The organism is Pedobacter sp. (assembly GCF_035317785.1).
Lineage (GTDB): Bacteria > Bacteroidota > Bacteroidia > Sphingobacteriales > Sphingobacteriaceae > Pedobacter.
The window spans coordinates 14,767-37,754 of sequence record NZ_DATHGC010000389.1; the positions used below are offsets into that span (position 1 = coordinate 14,767).

Below are 22,988 nucleotides of genomic sequence, written 5' to 3' on the forward strand. Positions count from 1 at the left end.
GGTTAAAAGCAAAACCTTAGGGAGGTCTCAATATCAAATCTGAATATAAAAATATTAATTCTGAGTTTAGCAGGGTATTTTATTTACGAATACGTTTAAGTGGAATGTTTCTGATATTGCTGACCACTCTCAAAATTCAACTATAATGAAGGGCAACGTTACTGTAAAAACTTTAGCTAAGGAATTAAATATATCTATTGCGACTGTTTCCAAAGCGCTCAATGATAGTTACGAGATCAGTATAGATACCAAGCAAAAAGTATGGGACCTTGCCAAAAAACTGAAATATGAGCGCAATCCTGCCGCCAGCAATCTGCGCAGCCATAAAACAAAAACCATCGCAGTCATCATTCCCGAAATCGCAAACAATTTCTTTTCGCTCGCCATCAATGGCATAGAAGAAATAGCCCGTAAGCGGGATTACCATGTGCTGATCTATCAGACACACGAGAACAGCGAAACTGAGATTGCCTTTACCGACAGCCTTCTGAGCGGACGTGTCGACGGCATATTGATCTCCGTTTCGAGCAGCACTGAAAATTATGAGCATTTCAAGGAACTGGTCAAAAAAATCCCTGTTGTTTTCTTTGACCGCACCATTGAGGACATTGATGCCGTAAAGATCACTACCGACGATTATGAAAGCTCCTATAATGCCGCTTGCCACCTGATCGAGAATGGCTGTAAAAATATAGCCTACCTCTACGCACTGAACAATTTGAGCACAGGACAGAAGCGATTGTCAGGATATCAGGATGCCTTAAGAGACCATAACCTGCCTGCAAATCCTGACCTGATCATCAGTTATGATAAGGATGCAGAAAAGAATTATGATAATATAAAGCAGCTGATTGTCTCGCAAAAACCTGACGGTATTATTTCTTCAATAGAAGAATTCGCACTCCCCTGCTATTACGTATGCAGGGATCTGGGTTTAAATATTCCCGATGACCTGAAGATCATCAGCTTTTCTAATCTGAGTACCGCTCCGCTGCTTAGCCCTTCTTTAAGCACCATCACGCAGCCAGCTTTTGAAATCGGAAAAGAAGCCGCCGGGTTTTTATTCAAGATCCTGGATAAGAAGCCTTTTGACCAGGATGAAGTCCCAACACTCAAATCAACGCTGATCAAACGGGAATCCAGCAGTTGATAAAAAACAAAAGCCCTGGCATCCACCCGGGCTTTTATTATCAACTAAACCTAAACGTATAAATACTAACCAAATATTTACGTGACAAAAGTAGAACCGTCATGTTAAGGTGCTGTTAAACATCCATTATGATAAAAATTATAAGGACAAAAACTTAATATACGCCATGTGTTAATTTTACGTATATTTAATGTTACCGTAATATTAATTAATCGTAAGCTTCATGAGATGCTGGTTTAAAATTTCTGGTGTACTCCTGCTCTTTCTTGCCAATGCCGCTGCGTTTGGCCAGACCGGAGGTTACCGGTTCAGCTATGAATTTTACAATACGACCTTCAATATTCATGTGAGTTCTTCTTTAATGGTAAAAATGCCTGATACTTTGTCGGAGCAATACATCAGGTCATCTTACAGACAGGCAGACTCAAGCGATTATGCGGCCGTTGTGGATACGCTTCTGGCTTATAAGGAAAAATATCAGCTGAATGACTGGCTGTATTATCAGCTCATCAGAAGAACGGCCCAGGCGATTAGTCCAAAAAAGGAAAATTATGAAAGGTATACCTTCTATAAATGGTTTCTTATGGTCAAATCAGGCTATGACGCCCGGCTCACCATATCAGACAACAGGATCATTTTTTATGTATACAATGACGAAGACATTTCGGATATACCCTTCGTCATGTACAAGGATAAAAAATACATGTGCCTGAACCGTCATGATTATGCTTATGCAGACCTGAACAAAGTACCTCCCCATCGTATGATCAGTATCCCTGAAGCCACGCATGCGTTCTCCTATAAAGTAACCCGCATGCCTGATTTCAGACCGGGAAGCTACACAGAAAAGGAGATTGCTTTCACATACGGGCACAAAGTTTATCATTTCAACGTTAAACTCAATCCTGAGGTAGAGCGGATTTTTGCCAATTATCCCGTGGTAGATTTTGAGTCCTATTTCAATATCCCGCTAAGCAGGGAAACCTACGGTTCGCTGATCCCAATCCTTAAAAATAATGTAAGCGGAATGAAACAGAAAAAAGGGATCGACTATTTGATGCGCTTTACCAGATATGCATTGCTGTACGAAGATGACGATAAGAACTTTGGCAAGGAGAAACGTCTGTCTCCCGAGCAGACGCTTTTTTCCGAGTACAGTGATTGCGATGACAGGGCCGCATTGTTCTTTTACCTGGTAAAAGAGATCTATAACCTGCCTATGATTGCTTTGCTGTATCCGACGCACATTACCATGGCTGTTCAGTTTGACAAACCTATAGGAAGGCCGATTGTATATAATGGCAAGACCTATTCCATTTGCGAACCGACGCCACAGAAGGAGAATCTGAGTATTGGGCAGATTTCTGCAAGTCTGCGGAACACACCTTATGAGGTCGTTTACGCTTATAAGCCATTAAATAAGATAAGCGTAAGATAGCCGTTAGGTACAGCTCGACAATAATATAGCCTATTTTATCTTTTTAGAATTCTGCAAAACTTTCTTATTGTCATTACTTAGTTTACGCTGCACTTTCTTTACATCTTCAGCCGGCGGTAATGTCTCTGGTTTAATCCCGCGTTCGGCAAGGATATTTCTTACAGCAATGTTATTGTCAACATGCTCACTAGAAATTGAGATTTCCCCTTTTAGATTTTTATCGATAACATTATGACTGGTCAACTCTGTGGCAAAATCTTTAGCTTTAATAGTTAGTGTTGGCAAAAAATCAGCTAAAGGTCGCGATGTCGATATGCCAAGTTTTTCCTTCATATCATTTGTAGAAAACCCACCGAATAGCGCCTGATCTCCTTTGCTCCTTATTCTTGCAAAACCTCTATCATCAACACCACGCTCGTAAATAATACCTGATAGTTTCTTTTCCGATTTTGTAAGTTTCTCTCTCGCATTAACCCTTGCTATATCCAATAATCGTTGCGCGATGATTTCCTGTTTTCGTGTCTGTACTGCAAAATAGGTCTGAGCAAAAGCAATCTGTGATTTTGAAGGATCCCCATTTTGAGCTATCAGGTAACAGGCATATCTGGTTAAGGCAATGTCTTCAACTTTTCGAACTGAGCCACTTCCCAATTCGACCATTTTTCCGACGTCGGTAAAATGGTTTAGAACCTCTTCACCTGCGTTTTTACAAGCTGCTTTAGCTTTTTGTATTACCGTTTCAAAATTCTTCCATTTACTATATCCTAATATATTTTGCATTTCCCTTGCACTCCAACATTCCACACCCCCAGTTTCAGACGCAACCAATTCAAACTGGATAAACAAGCTTTCTATTTCTTCTGATTTCATATTGATATTAGTATTACCAAATATAGCAACAACAACTAAAACAACCAATAATTTCTCAAAAATTAATATACTGTAAATACATAACAAATATTGGATATATATACAATAATTTGATGGGTATCAAAAGCTTTTATCAGTTTCATAATGCTATAGAATTGGCATACATAGACTATATAATATAATTCGGAGTTTTCCGAAGGCAAATTAACTTATGACCAGTTATCGACCGGGAGCATATTAGGTTCATGCCCTGCAGAGCCGTCTGTAGCAGATAGACAATATGCCTTACCCTACTATATCGTTAGTACAATTAGATTAGCAGATCAATTATAAACAAAATTTGGATAATAGATTTGTTTAAGAGATACAGTTTCTGTTGTTCCATTCGCACCTTCTGCTTGCAAAACTATCTGCATCTCCAATAACCATTTTGTTTGATCAGCTTGCTTTCCCGGCGTTAGATTAACTCCTTTGACATATCCGTCAACTGCTTTTAAGGGAATTGTGTTACACGCAGGACAAATATTTAAATACTTAACATCCCCCCGAAGGATTTCGGTTTTACCAAGTTCAAAGTTGTCTCCCTTCATCGGTGTCCTGATATAAAAAACGCTTTCGATACCTTCAGATTTCTGACTGGCCCAGAATAAGCGGTAAGATCCTGTATTCATTTTATAATGTCCATCAATGTCCGCATTTTCAGTAAACAAATACTGGCAGGTTTTATTTGGCTGGCAAGGAGTAAGATTTTTTTCTTCGATCTTGATTTTATCCAGATTGTCTTTTTTGGAGCAGGCAGATTGCGTTAAAATAAGGGTCGACAGGAGCAATAGTTTGATAGTTGTTCTTTTCATATTTCTTAAGATTCGTTTACAGCTAATACGCCGTCTAAGGGGTTTTCGCTACAGCCATTGTGTTAAGTTTATATTAAATCTCACAAAAGCAAAAAGGTCTTTATACGTTTGCATAAAGACCTCTTGCAGAATATTATAAATATTATTTTACCACACCTGGAGTAGTATACGCTAAAGTCTGAGGATCGAAATGAGCCCATCCTGATGCCCAATTTGTAGCACCGAAAGCTCCTTTGTAGGTTACAGTTTCAAGCCCTGCTAATTTAGGATCAGCAAATGCTGCACCTGTCTCAGCAGCTGAACCAGCTTTCACTACAAAATTAGGAGTACCTGCGTTTGCATTTCCAGCAGCTTTGAAATCAAGACCGTATTTCAAAGGATCAGTTAATAAATCTGTAACTGAGCTACCTGAAACAAATGAGTTATCAGCACGAAGACCTGGCTCGATCAGCAATTTTGTAGCAGCTGAAGTTGCTTTGATCTCATTAGATTTAACATTCAGTCCATAGAACAGGTTATTTTTGATCGCACTTGCACCTGAAAGGTAGTTTGAAGAAGAGTTGGCGGTTGAAGGAGGCGCAGGTCTCTCATCATCAAAGAAAATACCTTCTGTATAGTTGGCAATGATGGAGTTAAAAATGCTTATCGAAGAATTCCGGCGAATTTGAACTGCATGCTGATAATTGGCATTGATATTACTTGTAGAAGTAACGCTCAACAGAGGACCAACAATTGTAATGTTGCTAAAAACAGCAGAGGTTAAAGGCGTTACATTTGAACCGGCAGAGTTATTATCTGACTCAAAACCGTTTGAACCGCTAAAGTCAGCAACCACTTGCGCACGCTGAGCCAGTGCAAACTGAATCTTTCCCGAATAACCATTGTCCGTATCAAAATCATCATCCCATGTACCAATTGCCAGTAAGTGTTTAGCATTTACACTTCCACCGAAGAATTCAAAGGCATCATCACCCGAACGATATACCTCAATATAATCCAATGTCGTACCTGAACCAACACCAGCAAGTGTTAAGCCGTTGATCTCAACATCCGGAAGCAATGGAATGCCTGCAAACTCAATACGTACATATTTTAAAGTCCCTGAGTTGTCAGCGTTATCAGTTCCGCCGTAAAGTGCTTTATCACCCAAAGAAGCTGGGATACCCTCTACCACACTGGCGGTACCATTGTTAGCCACACCTTTTCCAAGCAAGATCACACCACCCCAATCACCAGGAGCACGTGCACCAGAAGCTTGAGAAGAAGTAAACACAATTGGTTTCTCTGCAGTACCTGTAGCATCAATTTTTGATCCTCTTGAAATGATCAATGAACCTTTAGTGGCTTTATCACCTTTGATAATCGTTCCTGCCTCAATTTTTAAAGTTGCATTACCTGTTACAAAGATATTTCCCTTCAATAAATAGATTTTATCGGCCGTCCATGTGGTATTGGCAGTGATATCTGCTGATACTTCCACCACGCCAGTTGGAGTTTCAATAGGCTCCTCAATTTCCGTTGGATTTTTTGAACATCCGGTAATTCCGATTACCAATGCGAATGCGAATGCTAATAGTTTATTTCTCATTTTTATTATATTACTTATTTATGTTTAATTGACTACAAATATGCCTATCTCAGTTTACGCCAGCATTAACATCATATTAATTAATTATAATCTATTCAATCCATTAATTAATATACATTTAACATTAAAACGTGTAAGAAAACGATAGACTATAATTGCTTCCGGGCTTATACCTGCTGATGGTTTCATCCGTTGAATTTCCATCATATTTCTTGTTTAGATCTCTGTCCCAGTAGAATGTAATGTCGTTGTTTAGAAGATCACTCGCGTTAAACTTGACCTCTCCCTTGTTTTTCAATACTTTATAACTCACCTGAAAATCTACCAAGTCACGGGGTGCTTCCCATATACTCGGGAAAAGTACTCCGGAGGCTTTATTGATCCGTCTTCCAATACGGTTGTAAAGTGCATTGAATGAAAGTTTGTTCTCCAAAAATGAAGACTGCAGACCAGCATTGATCACATAAGGTGCTTGTCCAACCATTGGCCTCTTTTTATCAATATAGTCCTTATCAGTTGAATTGGTTACCTCAGATTTGACAAAGGTTAAATTGGAATAGACACTTGTATTCTTGAAAAAATTATCAGGGTTTATAAAATTAAGGGTTTTCCGAAGTTCTAATTCAACGCCATATACATTGGCTTTACTTGAATTAAAGTAAGAAGTATTTGGAAGCGAATTACTATCATCCAATACACCTTCTATTGCATTCGAAAACTTTTTATAGAAACCTGATATAGATAAGATCTGGCCTGCTTCAGGATAAATCTCATAGCGAATATCAAAATTATCTATATCTGCTGTTTTTAACTTCGTATTTCCTGAGAAGGAAGATGAAAATTCGTAATCATAATATTGAGCCGGAGCAATCTCCCTGAATTCCGGTCTCGCTAAACTGCGGTAATAAGATGCTCTCAGGTTACTTTTTTCAGTTAAAGCATAAGTTAAATTTGCCGATGGCAATACTTTCAATTCACTTCTGGTAACTGAAATCGGCTCCCCTCTCTCGTTGGCTGTGTTTAGATCAAGATTGAATTGCTCTGCTCTTGCTCCCCATACGACCCTAAGTTTCTCTCCGATTTTATTATCAAGCATCGCGTAACCCGCGTTGATAAATGAAGTTCCATCATAGTTATCTGAAGGAAGTGCAAGATCATTTAATTGATAAACCCCGCTGTTGATGATAGCCTGTGTAAACAATCTCTGAATTGGTCTCTGACCGATTGACTGATAGACATCCCCGTGAGCAACAGGATCAATGGTTAGTGTAAGAAACCTGGAAGCGAAATCCCTGCTTCTGTATTGAGAAGTTCCACCTATCTTAAGAGTAGAAACCTTTTTAAACATATTTAAAGGTATACTGTAATTTACGCTTCCTGAGTAAATATCTTCATTCAATTTGGTAAACAAGCGCGCATTCTCTTTACTAGGGGCTGATAAAGCTGCATTATAAGGCACAGATTCCGGATCGGCAATCCCTCTTGTATATCCCATCTTACGTTGATCTGGCTGATCATTAATGATATTGCTGTAAGCCAAAGTCCAAACTAACTTGGAGTTTTTATCTCCAATCTGGTGCGTACCTTCCAAAGTTGACTTTAACAAAGATTTCTCCATCAAATCAAATGCATAATATTTATAGGCAGTAGTCCCGGCAAAATTACCTTGACGGTATAAGTACTGATCATCAAGTGTTTTATTGTAGATATTCTTGAAAGTGATTTTGTTGTTGCCAAAGTTGTAGGCAAAATTTGCAAGTCCACCTAAATTAGTCGAAAATTTGTAAGAATTATCTGTGTACCTGTAGGCATTGTAATCACGGAACAAATCTTCATTTTTCGTCTGAGAATTGCGATAAGTAATTGAAGCAATTGCTCCTAACTTCCTGTTGTTTTCTAAATCTTTTACCCGGCCAATAGTGAATTGATAATTTTGCGAAGGTAGTGCGCTATTGTTATAAATATTCCAGTCCTGCGGTAAAGTTTTGATTGCGGTCAATTGCTGCGCTGGAGTTAAAGTTCCGGCAGCAGCCCTGGTTCTCGATGGGAAATTTGGACTTAAATTCCGGCTACCATCATTGAAACCGAAGAAATCTGAAGCCGGACGTGGTCCGCTTTGAAAATTATTAAAAGTTGCTACTGAATTATACCCTGCACCTGCACTGACCGTAATAAAATTCTGATCGGGGATATCTTTAGTCTGAATTTGAATCGCACCTCCTGTAAAATCGCCAGGAAGGTCAGGTGTAGCACTTTTGCTGATGATCAGGTTATCTACCAGATTAGAGGGAACAATATCGAAAGAAAAAGCCTTCCTGTTTGGCTCAGTACTTGGAAGTGATGCGCCATCAAGCATGGCTGTATTGTACCTGTCACTCAAACCACGGACTACTACAAATTTATTATCCTGTATAGTTGCACCGCTTACGCGTTTCAATACATCAGATGTATTTCTGTCAGGTGAGCGCTTGATCGCCTCAGAAGAAATACCATCTGAGACTACAGCACTATTTTTCTGCTGTGCATATAGCGCATTGACGCTTTCCTTCTTGAAAGAACCTTTGATCACTACCTCCTTCAGGCTCTGACCACCAGCTTCATCAAGTATAACATCAAAAATGGTATTCTTTGCGTTAGTAACCTCTACATCACTTATTTCTTTAGTTCCATAGCCCACGTATTGAAAAACCAAAGTATATTTCCCGGTAGTCAGCCCGGTCAACGAATATTTTCCGTCTACGTCAGTAGCCATGCCTTTAGTAGTACCGGCTATTTTCACGGTTACCCCGATAAGCGTTTCACCAGATTTCTTATCCGATACCTTACCAGAAATTCTGCCTGTTTGTGCAAATACTGCCGACCCTATAATTACAAATAATGCTGTAATTATTGCCTTCTTTAGATTTAGTTGTGATTTCAATTTGCTGTAAATTAATTTTCAGCAAAGCTATTACCACAATGTTAGGTCTATGTTAGATGTAAATTACCATTCGTTTATCACGATGTTAATTCTACGTTAACCACCAATTGGATTAATATTTCAAGCCTGTTTTTTTGCAGATAAAGTGCAATAACCAAATCGGACCGATTAACAGGAACTTAACATCGTCCAGAAATGAAGGTTTCTTTCCTTCTATTTTATGGCCTATAAACTGCCCTATCCAGGCCAGCACAAAGATCACCAGACAGGAAAGCCATAACGCAGGTCCGCCACTGGCCTGCCATTTCTCCAGCTGGACAATACCCATGCTCATCGCAAAAATGATCAGCAGCATCAGGTAAGACATCACCGGGGAAAGCTTATAATAATAAAAGACCGCAAAAGCGATCAAAAAAGAAGCCCAGTTGAGATAACCGTTATACCTGCCCAGAAAATCGAGGTGCGGAAATGGAATAGCCCATACCAGGCCGAGTAAACTAAAAACAATGGATGGAACGCATATCCAATGGATGATTTCATTGGTGTGGTTCTGATGGCTTTCCGCATATTTATCAAAAAGAACATCTACCTCTTTCTTAGGCGCAGCCTGAACCGCAGTATTTTCCTTCTTCATCTCGTTTGGTTTACTATGTAAAAATAGAAAAAGCGACAGAAGAATCTGTCGCTTTTCAATTATTTATTCAGAACTACTTCTTCTTATTCGGAACTGCTACTTCGCAAACGCTACAGACCTTGTCTCCCTGATTACCGTAACCTTGATCTGACCAGGATAGGTCATCTCGGTCTGGATCCGGTTAGAGATATCGGCCGCCAGCAGTTCAGCTTGCTGATCAGTAATTCTTTCACTTTCTACGATAACCCTTAATTCTCTACCAGCCTGGATCGCGAATGTTTTTTCAACCCCCGGATAAGACAATGCCAGTTCTTCTAACTCTTTCAAACGCTTGATGTAGCTTTCTACTACCTCACGTCTTGCACCCGGGCGTGCACCCGATATGGCATCACAAGCTTGGATAATAGGCGAGATCATCGAAGTCATCTCGATCTCGTCATGGTGAGCTCCGATAGCATTGCAGATCTCAGGATGTTCTTTATATTTCTCTGCAAGCTGCATACCCAAAATAGCGTGCGGCAATTCGGGATTGTCATCAGGCACTTTTCCTATATCGTGAAGTAATCCGGCACGCTTAGCCATCTTAGCATTCAGGCCAAGCTCGGCAGCCATGGTAGCGCAAAAATTAGCTACTTCGCGTGAGTGGTGCAGCAGGTTCTGCCCATAAGATGAACGGTAACGCATGCGGCCCACCATTCTGATCAGCTCAGGGTGCAGGCCATGGATTCCCAGGTCAATTACGGTACGCTCACCAATCTCTACAATCTCATCTTCAATCTGCTTCTTCGTTTTAGCGACAACCTCCTCGATACGCGCCGGGTGTATCCTGCCATCTGTAACCAAACGGTGCAGGGCCAAACGGGCGATCTCTCTTCTTACCGGGTCAAAGCCTGACAGAATGATGGCTTCCGGTGTATCATCAACAATGATCTCTATACCTGTAGCGGCTTCAAGGGCACGGATGTTACGTCCCTCCCTGCCAATTACACGGCCTTTGATCTCGTCACTTTCTATATGGAAAATAGATACTGTATTTTCTATCGCTGCCTCAACAGCAGTACGCTGTATGGTTTGGATGACTACCTTTTTAGCTTCTTTAGTCGCAGTAAGCCTGGCTTCGTCCACAATATCTTTTACCTGTATCATGGCCTGGGTGCGTGCCTCAGACTTCATGGTTTCCACCAACTGGCTTTTAGCTTCTTCAGCACTTAATCCGGCAATGGTCTCCAGCTGTTTTACATGCTGGTTCTTCAGGATCTCCACATCTTCCTGTTTCTTAACTGCAAGATCGGTTTGTTTTTCCAGGTTCGCTTTATAACTGTCGAGCTCCTGTTCTTTACGGGTAGCGTTTTCTAGTTTAGAATTTAAAGACTGCTCTTTTTGTTTCAGTGAATTTTCACGCTGGTTGATCAGGTTGTTCTTAGAATTCACTTCCTGTTCGTGCTCAGATTTCATTTGCAAAAACTTTTCTTTTGCTTCAAGCAACCTGTCCTTTTTCAAGATCTCCGCATTGTTCTCTGCATCCTTGAGTATCTTCTTTACTTTATTTTGGGCCGCAACTTCCTGGCTCTTGAGCAGGCCGCGCAGCAGGTACCTGCCTACCACAACGCCGATCACTAAACCGGCAAGTACATATCCTAGTATTCCTAATATTTCCATTTTTTATATTTGATCCCCCTATATCATGCCCGGGCATGGCCTTTAAAATATGTTAAAAAAAAACCGCAACTAACTTTAATGAGTTTCATGTTTTAAAAACCTCAACTAATTATAATTAGGATTTACGTTATTTTCAGGTACCCATGGGCAGATGAAATGTACGCTCTCAATCCTATAAATATTGAAGTGTTAAGTTTTAAAAAGTGAAACCCAAAAACCTAGCTGCGGCTAATATCTTTGTAATTCAAACTAAATATAAAGAACTTTCCTATTTTGAGAAAAAATCATTCAATAAACTATCCAACTCTTCCACCTTACCGGCTACAGCAGTATCCTGATTCTGGACCTTGTTTTCTACCCGGAGTACTGCCGTTGCATAGTGCAATACTGCCATAGAAAGCAAATCCTGTTTATCTCTGACTGCATAATTTTCCTGATAATCCTTTATGCGCTCATTGATAATCTTGGCTGCCCGCCTTACAATTTCTTCCTCTTCCATGTTTACCTTTAAGGGGTAAATACGGTCGGAAATGGTTATTTTTATCGAGATTTCTCCCATTTTTTAGCTTTGTTTCACTGTACCCATACTACTTATTTTTTAAGTAATACCACACACTTATCTATTTCACGCACAAAATCGTTAATTTTTTGCTTTATATCAAGTGTCTTTTCACTTGTACCTTCAATACTTTTCGCAATCTTCAAAACCCTTAGCTTTTCTTCAAACTCAGCATTCTTTGCTTTGGCACCATCCAAAGATACTTTTACTGACTGATTCTCAAGCTTTAACAGATCATTTTCTTCCTGCAGTGCATTGCACAGCTCTATCAGGCGGGCTGTTTTTTGCAATACTGAACTCAACTGATCGGCAACCGAAGACATACTTATTTTTTTATTTTCTAATTTCTGCTTTCGCTGTTTGTGCTAAGTTATATATAATCTTTTGCATAACGGCATCAATTTGTTTATCCGTCAGTGTCTGCTCTTCATCCTGTAAGGTAAAGTTCAGCGCATAGGATTTTTTACCTGCAGGTAACTTATCTCCTACATATACGTCAAATACCTGTACATTCCTGATCAGCCTCTTTTCTGTTTTAAAAGCAATGGTCCTAAGGTCGTCAAAACTTACATCAGCATCAACCAGCATGGAGAGATCGCGTCTTACTGCCGGGTATTTCGAAACTTCTTTATTTACGATCTTATTTTTCCTGACAATGTCCAGCAGCAATGCCCAGTCAAAATCCGCGTAATATACTTCCTTGTCTATATCTGCTTTCTTTTTATCCGCTGCTGTTACCGCGCCAAATGAAACGATCGTTTGATCGCCCCTGAAATATTTCAGACCATATGCAAAGTTTTCATCCTTTATTTCCTCAGACTGATAGTTGGTAATGCCCAGACGCCCGATTACGGCATCCACTGCGCCTTTCAGGCTATAGAAACTTACCGGAGAAGCCTTATGGTTCCATTGCTCCGGCAAGCTTGCACCGGACAGCATAATGAGCAGCCGCGGGCGCTCGACATATTGCTCACTGATCAGATGATAGGTTTTACCAAATTCATAAAACTTGATATCCGTAATTTTCCTGTTCAGGTTATAAGCCACACTTTCCAGCGCCGGCATCAGCAAGCCCTGGCGCATCACATTCAGGTCTGAACTTAAAGGGTTCAGGATCTGGACAGCTTCCTCCGGGTTTTTTGAATAGGCTCCTTTGGTCAGCGAGTTGCACCAGATCTCCAGAAAGCCATTTGCGGTAAGCAGGTCAGCAATTACATGCTGTGTCTGTTCTTTATCCGGCTTGGTATTGTATGATAAAGATGCATTGATCTTGCTCGGAATTTCAATATTATTATACCCATAGATCCTCAATACCTCTTCGGTGATGTCACATTCACGTGTCACATCCACTTTATAAGCAGGAACCTTCAGGTCAAGACCTTCAGCCGTTTCGCTCACTACATCAATTCCCAGTGCAGTAATGATTGCCTTAATCTCCGCATCCGGAATATTTGCTCCGATCAGCTTATTGATATTGGGATAGCTTACTGCTACATCAAATGGTTTTACCGGCTCAGGATAAATATCAGATACTGATGATGAAATCACTCCGCCAGCAAGCTCCCGGATCAGCAGTGCTGCTCTTTTTAAAGCTACAACCGTCATATCAGGATCTGTACCACGCTCAAACCTGAACGAGGCATCCGTCTTTAAGCCATGCCTTTTAGAAGTTTTACGAACAGATACTGAATTGAAATAAGCACTTTCCAAAAAGATATTGGTAGTAGTCCCGCCTACGCCTGACTGCATTCCGCCAAAAACCCCGGCAATACACATTGGCTCTTCAGCATTACAGATCATCAGATCATCTGCTCCAAGCTTGCGTTCCACACCGTCAAGCGTCACAAAAGATGTACCTTCAGCACATTTCTTTACCAGCACTTTACCGCCTTTAATCTGATCTGCATCAAAAGCATGCAATGGCTGTCCCAAATCATGAAGTACATAATTGGTAATGTCTACAATATTGTTGATCGGTCTGATACCGATCACTTTTAACTTATCCTGCAGCCAGTCTGGCGATGTTTTCACAGTCACGCCGCTGATGGTTAAGCTGCTGTATCTCGGACAAGCTGCTGTATCTTCCACCTTCACATCAATAACCAGGTTTTCATTGGCCGTTTTAAAAGGCGCAATGTCCGGCATTTGCAGCTCTGTACGGAAATACGCTGCGAGATCCCTTGCCACACCTAAATGTGAAGCCGCATCAGCCCGGTTGGGGGTCAGGCCGATCTCAAACAAATGATCGTCCCCCAGCTTAAAATATTCCTTTGCAGTGATGCCGATGGGGGTATTTTCAGGCAAAACCAGGATGCCGTCATGCGACACACCCAAGCCCATCTCATCTTCTGCACAGATCATTCCTTCAGAGACTTCTCCCCTGATTTTCGATTTATTGATCTTAAAAGGTTCTCCTTCATTTGGATATACCGTAGTACCAACAGTAGCTACGACTACCTTCTGGCCCTGCGCCACATTAGGCGCACCACATACGATCTGTAAAACATCCGGTCCGCCAACATCAACAGTAGTGACACGCAGGCGGTCTGCATTCGGATGCTGTATACAGCTCAACACATGACCTATAACCAATCCTTCCAGACCACCGGCTACGGGCTGCACTGTCTCTACACTTTCCACTTCCAGACCTATATCTGTCAGTATCAGCGAGAGTTCCTGCGGTGTTTTATCTGTTTGAATGAATTGCTTAAGCCAGTTATATGATATTTTCATTTTTCAATTTCCGTATAAAACGCAAAGATATTATTTAAAGCCGAAAGCAGAAAGCGATTTAGATCAAACCCTCATCACCAAAACTATAGAATAATTTATTGGTAATGATCAGGTGATCGAGTACGTACAAATCCAGCATTTTACCTGCCTCCACCATTTTTTTAGTGATGCGGATATCCTGATCGCTTGGCTTTGGATTGCCCGAGGGATGATTGTGTGCCAGGATAATATGAGCAGCATTGTGTTCAAGCGCCGTTTTAAAGATGATCTTTGGATCTGCTATTGTACCTGCCTGACCGCCTTTGCTGATCAGGTACCTGCCGATCACGAAATTGGCCCGGTTCAGCATAAGGATCCAAAATTCTTCATGGTTCAGGTCCGCAAAGACCGGAAGCAATACCTCAAATGCGTCCCTGGAGGTCACGACCTTAATGGTGTCTTTTCCGGTTACCTCTCTTCTTCTGCGGCCCAGTTCCAGTGCAGATACTATTGCTATGGCTTTCGCCTCACCTATTCCCTTAAATTTTGACAAGTCCTGCACCGACACCCTGCCCAGCGCATCAAGGTCATTATTATAGGTAACCAGGATGCGTTTGCTCAGGTCCACAGCTGTTTCTTCCTTATTTCCCGAGGCAATCAAAATGGCAATCAGTTCTGCATCGGTAAGGTGGCGCCTTCCGTTCAGCATTAATTTTTCACGGGGCCGGTCTGCTTCTGCCCACAATTTGATATTCAGCTTCTGTTGATATGGCATCATATTTCAGTTTTTTTTATGATTTTTTGAACAAAAAAAGGGGTATGCAATGCATACCCCTCTTGTATTTTTTGTAAAGCTATATCTATTTCAGACCATTAACAAACTTAGTCAATTTAGATTTGTTGTTAGCGGCTTTATTTTTGTGAATAATGCTTTTTTTGGCCAAACGGTCGAGCATAGAAACTATCTTAGGAAGCAATTCCAGTCCTGTTTTTTTATCTTCAGCAGCACGCAGTCTTTTGATAAAAGTACGTGTTGTTTTAGCTTGATATCTGTTGCGTAAACGTTTAGTAGCGTTTGTTCTGATTCTCTTTAATGAAGATTTATGATTTGCCATCTTTTATTATTAAATATTTTTATTTTAGGGCTGCGCCCTTTTCTTTCTTTATTTTTCGGACTGCAAATATAGAACTAATGTTTTTAAAATACAAAATCATAATAAAAATATTTTTAAGCATTTACCGGCAAACACCTGCCGGGTTTCAATTTTTGTTAATTGTTTGTAAATGAACACAAAAAAGAATTAAATTTAATTGAGCAAATAAACAGATCAATCACCAAAACAAACAAAACATGAAAATTCTAAAAGCCATCCTGCTGTTAATCGTTGGAGTAATCGTACTGGCCCTGGTTGCCGCGCTGTTCATTAAAAAAGATTATGCTGTAGAACGTGAAATCACCATCAGCAAACCCAAACAGGAAGTGTTCGACTACATTAAGTATCTAAAAAACCAGGATCATTACAGCGTATGGAACAACCTGGACCCCAATATGAAAAAAACATACACCGGTACAGATGGCACTGTAGGTTTTAATTATGCATGGGATAGCGAGAAAAAAGAAGCAGGAAAGGGCGACCAGACCATTTCAAACATCACAGAAGGTGAAAGAATAGACATGAAACTTCATTTTGTAGAACCTTTTGAAGCAAACGACAATGCCTATATGTCTACCGAAGCTCTAGGCGATGGCCAGACCAAAGTAAAATGGGGCTTCAACGGCCATATGAATTATCCGATGAACCTGATGCTGGTCATGATGAACATGGACGAAATGCTGGGTAAAGATCTTCAGGACGGACTGAACAATTTAAAGTCTACCTTAGAGAAATAAACAACCAAATATGAAACCCACCAGGCTCATCCTGTCCGTACTGTGCTGCACAATTGTTTTTGGCTTTACTTTGTTTAAAAGAGCCGGCTGGACCCCTCTCTTTAATGGAAAAGACCTCAATGGCTGGGACACCTACCTGGCGCCCGACTATGACGACAACGGCAAACCCATCACAGGCAAGCCGGTTGGCTTAAACAATGATCCTTTGCGGGTTTTTACAGTGACCACACAAGATGGCGAAAGTGTGATCCGGATATCAGGTCAGAGCTGGGGCGGCATCTCTACCAAAAAGGAATATGAGAACTACCACCTGCAGCTGCAGTTTAAATGGGGGAAACTTCAATGGGGGCAAAAAAAGAATGCCAACAAGGACAGCGGCCTGCTCTACCACTGTGTGGGCAGACAGGGTGCCGATTATGGTTCCTGGATGCGTTCCCAGGAGTTTCAGATCGACGAAGGCAACTGCGGTGATTACTGGGGCGTGGCTGGCGGCGCTGCCGACATACCTGCTGTTAAAACCGGCGAGAAACCATTTGTTTATGATCCGCAGGGAACAATGACCACGTTCAGGGAAGACAGTAAAACAGGAAGATTCTGTAAAAAAAGGGGGAATGCCGAAAACCCGGCAGGGCAATGGAACACAGTCGACCTCTATTGTTCCGGTGACACCAGCGTACACATGATGAACGGGAAGGTGATGATGGTGCTCTACAACAACAGACAGATCGACAAGGGCCAGGCGTCAAGACTGGCCAAAGGCAAGATCCAGATCCAGTCGGAAGGTGCAGAGGTATATTATAAGCAGATAAAGATCCAGGCAATCTCGAGGCTTCCGGACGGGCTCATTACACAATGAACAATATTACTTCAGCAGATTTCCAGTCCCCCTTCATGTCAATCAGCACCATTCCAATCATGGAGTTCTCAAATATCTGCTGAAACTGCTCGCTATAATTTTCTTTAACCTCAGTCATTGCGTGATGATTTTTCTTCAACAGCAGATCGTGTTTTTTAAGTTAACAACAATACATATTCCTTTTTTGATTTAAATATTACCCATACGCCTGTACAGCATTGCCCCTGACCATCAGCATCGCACTAAAAATAAGATCGGGGTCCAGTCTGCCTGCAGTTTGCGCAATGAGCCCGGCGTTTCGGCGTACCTTAGCATGATAGACCACTTTACCATTATAGATCACCTTTATCTTTTTGTCCAGGTCAAGAAGGTGATCGTTCAGATAGATCTGAAGTGCCGTATTTTCATTTTTTTCAATTGTAATGTCATTGCCGGACAGAGAAACGATTGATTCTGCGCCTGTTTTGGCCTGATCAGCAGGAACTCCCAGCCAATAGAAGGTATTGTGGTGCCTGTCATCCTGGCGCTGGTATTTCCTCCCCCATGCAGCGATATGTAGAGGCTGCGCCCGTCTGCAGGTTTTTCACCAAAGATCCGGTAAGTAAATTTCATTTGATATTCCCCAAAGCTGACCTGCTTTTGCTCCCAGTCTGCGACAAGCGCCGGCTTTTGCAGTTCAGCCTGTTTTGCATATTGCGAAGCAGCCATATCCAGGGCTTTTTGTTTAGTGAGCCGCTGCGCAACACCAGGAAAACTATATAAAAGACAAACTAAAGGTAAAATAGAGCGGATACGAATTTTATGCATTGCTGACCGGTTACAAAGATATCCTCAAATATAGCTAAACCCCCGGTTTACTTCATGCCCATTTCACAAACCCGCAGCCGGCAAGGGGTCCGGCCGGATCCCAATCAGGGTTGAAAGGGTCAGTACCCTGTCAACCCCGGGTGCGCTGCGTATGCGATACGGGTGTGATGTGCCTGTGAGGTAAGATCAGCATGAAGGCAGATGAGAGGAAGATATAAAGGAAAAATCAAGAAAACACTTTCAATCACCGCATAAAATTCTATTTTTGATGGCATTACCTTCTTTATATGAAAAAGCGCATTGCCATATTTGCTTCGGGATCGGGTTCTAATGCCCAAAAATTGATGGAACTCTACAAACGCAATCCGGAAGTGGAGATTGCACTTGTGCTCACCAATAATCCGGATGCTTATGTATTGCAGCGTGCCGATAACTTTGAGATCCCCTCCCATATTTTTGACAGGCAGGAGTTTTATCAGACAGACAACATCATTGATCTGCTGAAAAACCTGGACATTGACCTTATTGTACTTGCCGGATTTTTATGGCTCATTCCTAAAAAACTAATTGGCGAATACCCCGGCCGTATCGTCAATATCCATCCTGCAATTCTGCCCAAATTTGGCGGCAAGGGTATGTACGGAGACCATGTACATAACGCGGTAATGGCAGCAGGCGAAACTGAAGGAGGCATCACCATACATTATGTGAACGAAAACTATGACGAGGGGGAATATATTTATCAGGGGAAATATAAGATCGAAAAAGGCGATAATCTGGAAATGATCAAATTTAAAGGACAACAGCTTGAACATCAGCATTATCCAAGAATAATAGATGGAATAATTAAAAAGATAAAAAAATAGATGCTAAAAAAAATTATAGGTGCGTTATCTCTCTCGTCTGAAGATAAAAGATCATTAAAACTGCTGAAGGAAAATAAAGAAAGTTTTGACCAGTTTATTGAATATTTAGGTTTTAAGACGAATCTCCCCTCCCTGCATATCATCAAACAAAACAACATTCACGCCTACAGAGATCAATTAAAATTTACGGTACTCGTAGAAACAGGCACCTACCTGGGAGATATGGTAGAAGCACAGAAAGCGTATTTCGAACAGGTATATTCCGTAGAACTTGATGAGACCCTGCACAAAAGGGCGGTCGAAAGATTCAAAGCCGATCCGGGCGTTAAAATCCTTCAGGGGGACAGTGGTGTGGTTCTTAAATCTCTTTTGGAAAAACTCCATGTCCCTGCACTTTTTTGGCTTGATGGTCATTATTCTTCTGGCATAACTGCCAAATCAGATAAAAATACACCCATTTTAAACGAGCTCGAAGCCATCCTTGGTTCAGCTCTTTATCATGGAATACTTATAGATGACGCCCGTTTATTTGTAGGAAAGGATGATTATCCGACCGTTGATGAACTTTGCGATTTTGTGAAGGCAAAGGACCCGGCCAGGACGGTCACTGTAGCTGATGATATCATCAGGATTTTCTAGTTAATTTTCTGGTTGGCGTTTAAATAAGCATTTGCCAGTATAAGAAAAACAGGTAACTTTGCGGCTCAAAATTTTTCTCTGATGAGTCAATCTATAAAGATCAAAAACGCTTTAATTTCAGTTTATTACAAGGACGGCCTGGAGCCTTTGGTCCGCTTACTCGCCAAACAAGGCGTACAATTGTTTTCTACCGGAGGTACAGAACAATTCATTAAAGATCTAAACCTGCCGGTCACAGCTGTAGAAGACCTTACCGGATATCCGTCTATACTTGGCGGAAGGGTAAAAACCCTGCATCCGAAAGTATTTGGCGGAATCCTGAATCGCAGGGCTTTAGCCTCAGACCAGGAGCAGATCGCTCAATATGAAATTCCGGAAATAGACCTGGTTATAGTTGACCTTTATCCTTTTGAAGAAACCCTGAAAGCCGGCGGCTCTGAAGATGAGATCATCGAGAAAATAGATATCGGTGGAATTTCCCTGATCAGGGCGGCTGCGAAAAATTTCAATGATGTGGTGATCCTTGCTTCTAAGGATGACTATTCAACGTTACAGGAGCAGCTTGAAGCCCAGAACGGAGAAACAACGCTTGCCCAGCGTAAGGCATTTGCTAAAAAGGCATTTCATGTTTCATCAAACTACGATACTTCAATTTTTAATTATTTCAATACAGAAGAGCCCCTTACAGTGTTCAAGCACAGCATAGCTCAGGCACAAACGCTGAGATATGGTGAAAACCCGCATCAGCAGGGTGTGTTTTATGGAGATCTTAATGCGATGTTCACCAAACTGAACGGCAAAGAACTTTCTTACAATAACCTGGTAGATGTGGATGCTGCTGTAGCGCTGATTGACGAGTTTGAGGAACCTACATTTGCCATTTTAAAACATACCAATGCCTGTGGTGTAGCTTCAAAGGCAACTATCCTTGATGCATGGAACGTAGCGCTGGCTTGTGATCCGGTATCTGCTTTCGGAGGGGTGCTCATCGCTAACCGCAAGATCGACCTGGCAACGGCAACCGAGATCAACAAATTGTTTTTTGAAGTACTGATCGCACCGGCTTATGCGCCTGAAGCAGTTGAGCTTTTCAGGGCTAAAAAGAACCGCGTGATCCTGCAGCGCAATGAAGTTGAACTGAGTAAAAAACAGTTCAAAACTTTGTTAAATGGCGTGATCGAACAGGATAAGGACCTGATCATTGAAGGCCCGGAGCAAATGAACCCGGTAACGGCAAAAGCACCTTCTGCTCAGGAGCTGAAAGACCTTTACTTTGCCAATAAAATTGTAAAGCATACCAAATCAAATACGATCGTTTTTGTAAAAAATGACCAGTTGCTGTCCAGCGGTGTGGGCCAGACTTCAAGAGTGGACGCTTTAAAGCAGGCTATAGTAAAAGCAGATGCGTTTAACTTTGATCTGAAAGGGTCTGTTATGGCTTCTGATGCTTTTTTCCCGTTCCCGGACTGTGTGGAAATCGCTGCTGAAGCAGGAATTACGGCCGTTTTACAGCCAGGTGGCTCTATAAAAGATGCGGATTCAATAAACATGGCCAATGAAAAGGGAATTGCAATGGTTACTACCGGTATCAGACATTTCAAACACTAATTTATTTATCCACGAATACAATAAAAAGACGTAGTTTTACATTACTATAGTACACAGAATTTTTAATACTTAATTATCACCTATAAATGGGTTTATTTAATTGGTTCACACAGGAGGTTGCTATCGATTTAGGTACGGCAAACACCCTGATCATACATAATGACAAAGTAGTAGTAGACGAACCTTCAATTGTTGCCTTTGACAGGCAAACCAACAAGATCATCGCAATAGGCAGACAGGCCATGCAGATGGAAGGTAAAACCCATGACAACATACGTACCGTAAGACCTTTGAAGGACGGCGTGATCGCTGACTTTAATGCTGCGGAGGCCATGATCAAAGGAATGATCCGCATGCTGAACGGCGGCAAAGGCTGGATGTTCCCTTCATTGAGAATGGTGATCTGTATCCCATCTGGCATCACTGAGGTTGAGAAACGTGCGGTGCGTGACTCAGCTGAGATCGCCGGCGCCAAAGAAGTATACCTGATCCATGAACCTATGGCAGCCGCTGTGGGTATAGGCATTGACGTGGAAGAGCCCATGGGTAACATGATCATCGATATTGGTGGTGGTACTACCGAGATCGCCGTGATTGCCTTATCAGGTATCGTATGTGACCAGTCGATCCGGGTAGCCGGTGATAATTTTGATTCGGATATTGTAAACTATATACGCCGCCAGCACAACATCATGATCGGTGACCGTACTGCCGAAAAGATTAAGATAGAGGTTGGTGCGGCCTTGCCTGAGCTGACAGACCCACCTGCAGACTTTGCAGTACAGGGACGGGACCTGATGACAGGTGTACCTAAGCAGATCACCGTTTCTTATACTGAAATTGCGCATTGCCTGGATAAGTCGATTTCTAAAATCGAAGAGGCGATTTTAAAAGCACTGGAGATCACTCCGCCGGAACTTTCTGCCGACATCTATCAGACGGGTATCTATCTGACCGGTGGCGGTGCTTTATTGCGCGGGCTGGATAAACGTGTGGCTGCAAAAACCAAACTTCCGGTACATGTAGCTGAAGATCCGCTTCGTGCAGTAGTGCGCGGCACTGGCATAGCCCTGAAGAATATTGGCACCTTTAAATTTTTAATGCAGTAAATAAGTAGTAAACAGCCAGTATCAGGTAAACGCCCAATCTATCTGCCTGATACTTGATACTGACTACTATAAAAAAGATGTAGATATATGCGTAACCTTTGGATTTTCATCAGCAGATACAACGCATTTTTCTTTTTTATCATTTTTTTTACCATTGGAATTGTCCTTACTGTAAAAAATAATGCTTATCAGCATAGCATTGCTATAAATTCTACAAATCAGATCGTTGGCGATGTATACAATAACCTGAATGTTGTTAAAAAGTACATTAACCTGGGTGTGGCCAATGATAGCCTGGCTGCTGAAAATGCCAGACTGAAGACTGAAATCTTTGCCATAAAAAGCGTCGACACAGCCAGGGACATCACCGTAAAGGATACTTCAGGCACTCCAAATTATACTTATCTGGCGGCCAGAGTAATCAAAAATTCCATTACGCTCCGCAATAACATCATCACCATCAATAAAGGCAGAATGGATGGGATCACAAGCGGCATGCCTGTTATTTCGCCGGTAAAAGGAGTAGTTGGTTATATAAGAGATGTGTCTGAGCACCTGGCGACAATCGAGTCGCTGCTGCATCAGAAAACTTACGTAAGTGTAAGTATTAAAAAGAACAGCGCGGTGGGTTCACTGGTATGGGGCGAAAGAAACTTCGATTACCGCAAGGCCTACATTAAAGATATCCCAAATCACTTTAAGGTGAACTTAAGAGATACTGTAGTGACTTCAAACTATTCCAAGTTTCCGGCAGGCATTCCTGTGGGAGCGGTTAGTAATACCGGAATTGCCACGGGCGGAAATTTCATGACACTGGAAATTAATCTT

23 protein-coding genes are annotated in these 22,988 nt (G+C 41.6%); 9 read left to right on the forward strand and 14 right to left on the reverse strand.

All coding sequences use genetic code 11. The features are described from left to right. Positions 1 to 145 precede the first annotated feature (145 nt). Positions 146 to 1,150 carry a LacI family DNA-binding transcriptional regulator gene (locus VK541_RS24685; RefSeq protein WP_324373283.1) on the forward strand — a complete coding sequence of 335 codons (1,005 nt, stop codon included), beginning with the start codon at positions 146 to 148 and terminating at the stop codon, positions 1,148 to 1,150. A 223-nt stretch (positions 1,151 to 1,373) separates the two neighbouring features. Beyond that, positions 1,374 to 2,588 carry a hypothetical protein gene (locus VK541_RS24690; protein WP_324373284.1) on the forward strand — a complete coding sequence of 405 codons (1,215 nt, stop codon included), beginning with the start codon at positions 1,374 to 1,376 and terminating at the stop codon, positions 2,586 to 2,588. A gap of 30 nt (positions 2,589 to 2,618) precedes the next feature. On the opposite strand, the gene dinD is transcribed toward VK541_RS24690, so the two are convergent. The 11 genes from dinD to rpsT form a co-directional block, all read right to left on the reverse strand. After that, positions 2,619 to 3,458, reverse strand: a complete 840-nt coding sequence (gene dinD / locus VK541_RS24695; protein WP_324373285.1) for a DNA damage-inducible protein D — start codon at positions 3,456 to 3,458, stop codon at positions 2,619 to 2,621. Between the two features lie 323 nt (positions 3,459 to 3,781). Next, positions 3,782 to 4,312, reverse strand: coding sequence for a hypothetical protein (locus tag VK541_RS24700; RefSeq protein ID WP_324373286.1), 531 nt, complete (start codon positions 4,310 to 4,312; stop codon positions 3,782 to 3,784). Positions 4,313 to 4,454: 142 nt separating this feature from the next. Beyond that, positions 4,455 to 5,900 (reverse strand): hypothetical protein, encoded by a 1,446-nt coding sequence (locus tag VK541_RS24705; protein ID WP_324373288.1) that lies wholly within the window; start codon positions 5,898 to 5,900, stop codon positions 4,455 to 4,457. Between the two features lie 124 nt (positions 5,901 to 6,024). Continuing rightward, positions 6,025 to 8,820 carry a TonB-dependent receptor gene (locus VK541_RS24710; RefSeq protein WP_324373290.1) on the reverse strand — a complete coding sequence of 932 codons (2,796 nt, stop codon included), beginning with the start codon at positions 8,818 to 8,820 and terminating at the stop codon, positions 6,025 to 6,027. A 112-nt stretch (positions 8,821 to 8,932) separates the two neighbouring features. Beyond that, positions 8,933 to 9,454: a DUF962 domain-containing protein gene (locus VK541_RS24715; RefSeq protein WP_324373291.1), complete on the reverse strand. Its 522-nt coding sequence runs from the start codon at positions 9,452 to 9,454 to the stop codon at positions 8,933 to 8,935. A gap of 96 nt (positions 9,455 to 9,550) precedes the next feature. After that, positions 9,551 to 11,113 (reverse strand): ribonuclease Y, encoded by a 1,563-nt coding sequence (rny, locus tag VK541_RS24720; RefSeq protein WP_324373292.1) that lies wholly within the window; start codon positions 11,111 to 11,113, stop codon positions 9,551 to 9,553. 268 nt (positions 11,114 to 11,381) lie between these two features. Next, a complete protein-coding gene (locus VK541_RS24725; RefSeq protein WP_324373293.1) occupies positions 11,382 to 11,672 on the reverse strand; it encodes a cell division protein ZapA in 291 nt (96 codons plus the stop codon). Between the two features lie 32 nt (positions 11,673 to 11,704). Further along, positions 11,705 to 11,995: a hypothetical protein gene (locus VK541_RS24730; RefSeq protein WP_324373294.1), complete on the reverse strand. Its 291-nt coding sequence runs from the start codon at positions 11,993 to 11,995 to the stop codon at positions 11,705 to 11,707. Between the two features lie 10 nt (positions 11,996 to 12,005). Beyond that, entirely contained in the window at positions 12,006 to 14,405 is a 2,400-nt protein-coding gene (pheT, locus tag VK541_RS24735) for a phenylalanine--tRNA ligase subunit beta (RefSeq protein ID WP_324373295.1), read from the reverse strand. 58 nt (positions 14,406 to 14,463) lie between these two features. Continuing rightward, the gene (radC, locus tag VK541_RS24740) at positions 14,464 to 15,162 is read right to left on the reverse strand and encodes a RadC family protein (protein ID WP_324373297.1); all 699 of its coding nucleotides are present in this window, start codon (positions 15,160 to 15,162) and stop codon (positions 14,464 to 14,466) included. Between the two features lie 82 nt (positions 15,163 to 15,244). Next, a complete protein-coding gene (gene rpsT / locus VK541_RS24745; protein WP_324373299.1) occupies positions 15,245 to 15,499 on the reverse strand; it encodes a 30S ribosomal protein S20 in 255 nt (84 codons plus the stop codon). 236 nt (positions 15,500 to 15,735) lie between these two features. Between rpsT and VK541_RS24750 the strand changes: the two genes are divergently transcribed. Both VK541_RS24750 and VK541_RS24755 read left to right on the forward strand, forming a co-directional pair. Continuing rightward, entirely contained in the window at positions 15,736 to 16,275 is a 540-nt protein-coding gene (locus tag VK541_RS24750; protein ID WP_324373300.1) for an SRPBCC family protein, read from the forward strand. 10 nt (positions 16,276 to 16,285) lie between these two features. Next, a complete protein-coding gene (locus VK541_RS24755) occupies positions 16,286 to 17,131 on the forward strand; it encodes a DUF1080 domain-containing protein (RefSeq protein WP_324373301.1) in 846 nt (281 codons plus the stop codon). Here VK541_RS24755 and VK541_RS24760 read toward each other — a convergent pair. The 3 genes from VK541_RS24760 to VK541_RS24770 all read right to left on the reverse strand — a co-directional run bounded on the left by VK541_RS24760 (position 17,121) and on the right by VK541_RS24770 (position 17,938). Continuing rightward, the gene (locus VK541_RS24760) at positions 17,121 to 17,249 is read right to left on the reverse strand and encodes a hypothetical protein (protein ID WP_324373302.1); all 129 of its coding nucleotides are present in this window, start codon (positions 17,247 to 17,249) and stop codon (positions 17,121 to 17,123) included. The two genes, VK541_RS24755 and VK541_RS24760, sit on opposite strands and share 11 nt — an antisense overlap. A gap of 78 nt (positions 17,250 to 17,327) precedes the next feature. Further along, complete coding sequence (locus VK541_RS24765) at positions 17,328 to 17,474, reverse strand: hypothetical protein (protein ID WP_324373304.1); 147 nt, start codon at positions 17,472 to 17,474, stop codon at positions 17,328 to 17,330. 35 nt (positions 17,475 to 17,509) lie between these two features. Beyond that, on the reverse strand, positions 17,510 to 17,938 hold the full coding sequence (locus VK541_RS24770) for a hypothetical protein (protein ID WP_324373305.1): 429 nt from the start codon (positions 17,936 to 17,938) through the stop codon (positions 17,510 to 17,512). A 287-nt stretch (positions 17,939 to 18,225) separates the two neighbouring features. Between VK541_RS24770 and VK541_RS24775 the strand changes: the two genes are divergently transcribed. The 5 genes from VK541_RS24775 to mreC form a co-directional block, all read left to right on the forward strand. Further along, positions 18,226 to 18,804, forward strand: coding sequence for a phosphoribosylglycinamide formyltransferase (locus VK541_RS24775; RefSeq protein ID WP_324373306.1), 579 nt, complete (start codon positions 18,226 to 18,228; stop codon positions 18,802 to 18,804). Then, positions 18,805 to 19,443 (forward strand): hypothetical protein, encoded by a 639-nt coding sequence (locus tag VK541_RS24780; RefSeq protein ID WP_324373307.1) that lies wholly within the window; start codon positions 18,805 to 18,807, stop codon positions 19,441 to 19,443. Between the two features lie 81 nt (positions 19,444 to 19,524). Beyond that, positions 19,525 to 21,051, forward strand: coding sequence for a bifunctional phosphoribosylaminoimidazolecarboxamide formyltransferase/IMP cyclohydrolase (gene purH, locus VK541_RS24785; protein ID WP_324373309.1), 1,527 nt, complete (start codon positions 19,525 to 19,527; stop codon positions 21,049 to 21,051). Positions 21,052 to 21,137: 86 nt separating this feature from the next. Continuing rightward, positions 21,138 to 22,160, forward strand: coding sequence for a rod shape-determining protein (locus VK541_RS24790; protein ID WP_285058856.1), 1,023 nt, complete (start codon positions 21,138 to 21,140; stop codon positions 22,158 to 22,160). 87 nt (positions 22,161 to 22,247) lie between these two features. Continuing rightward, positions 22,248 to 22,988: rod shape-determining protein MreC (mreC, locus tag VK541_RS24795; RefSeq protein ID WP_324373310.1), on the forward strand; the 741-nt coding region annotated here is incomplete at its 3' end.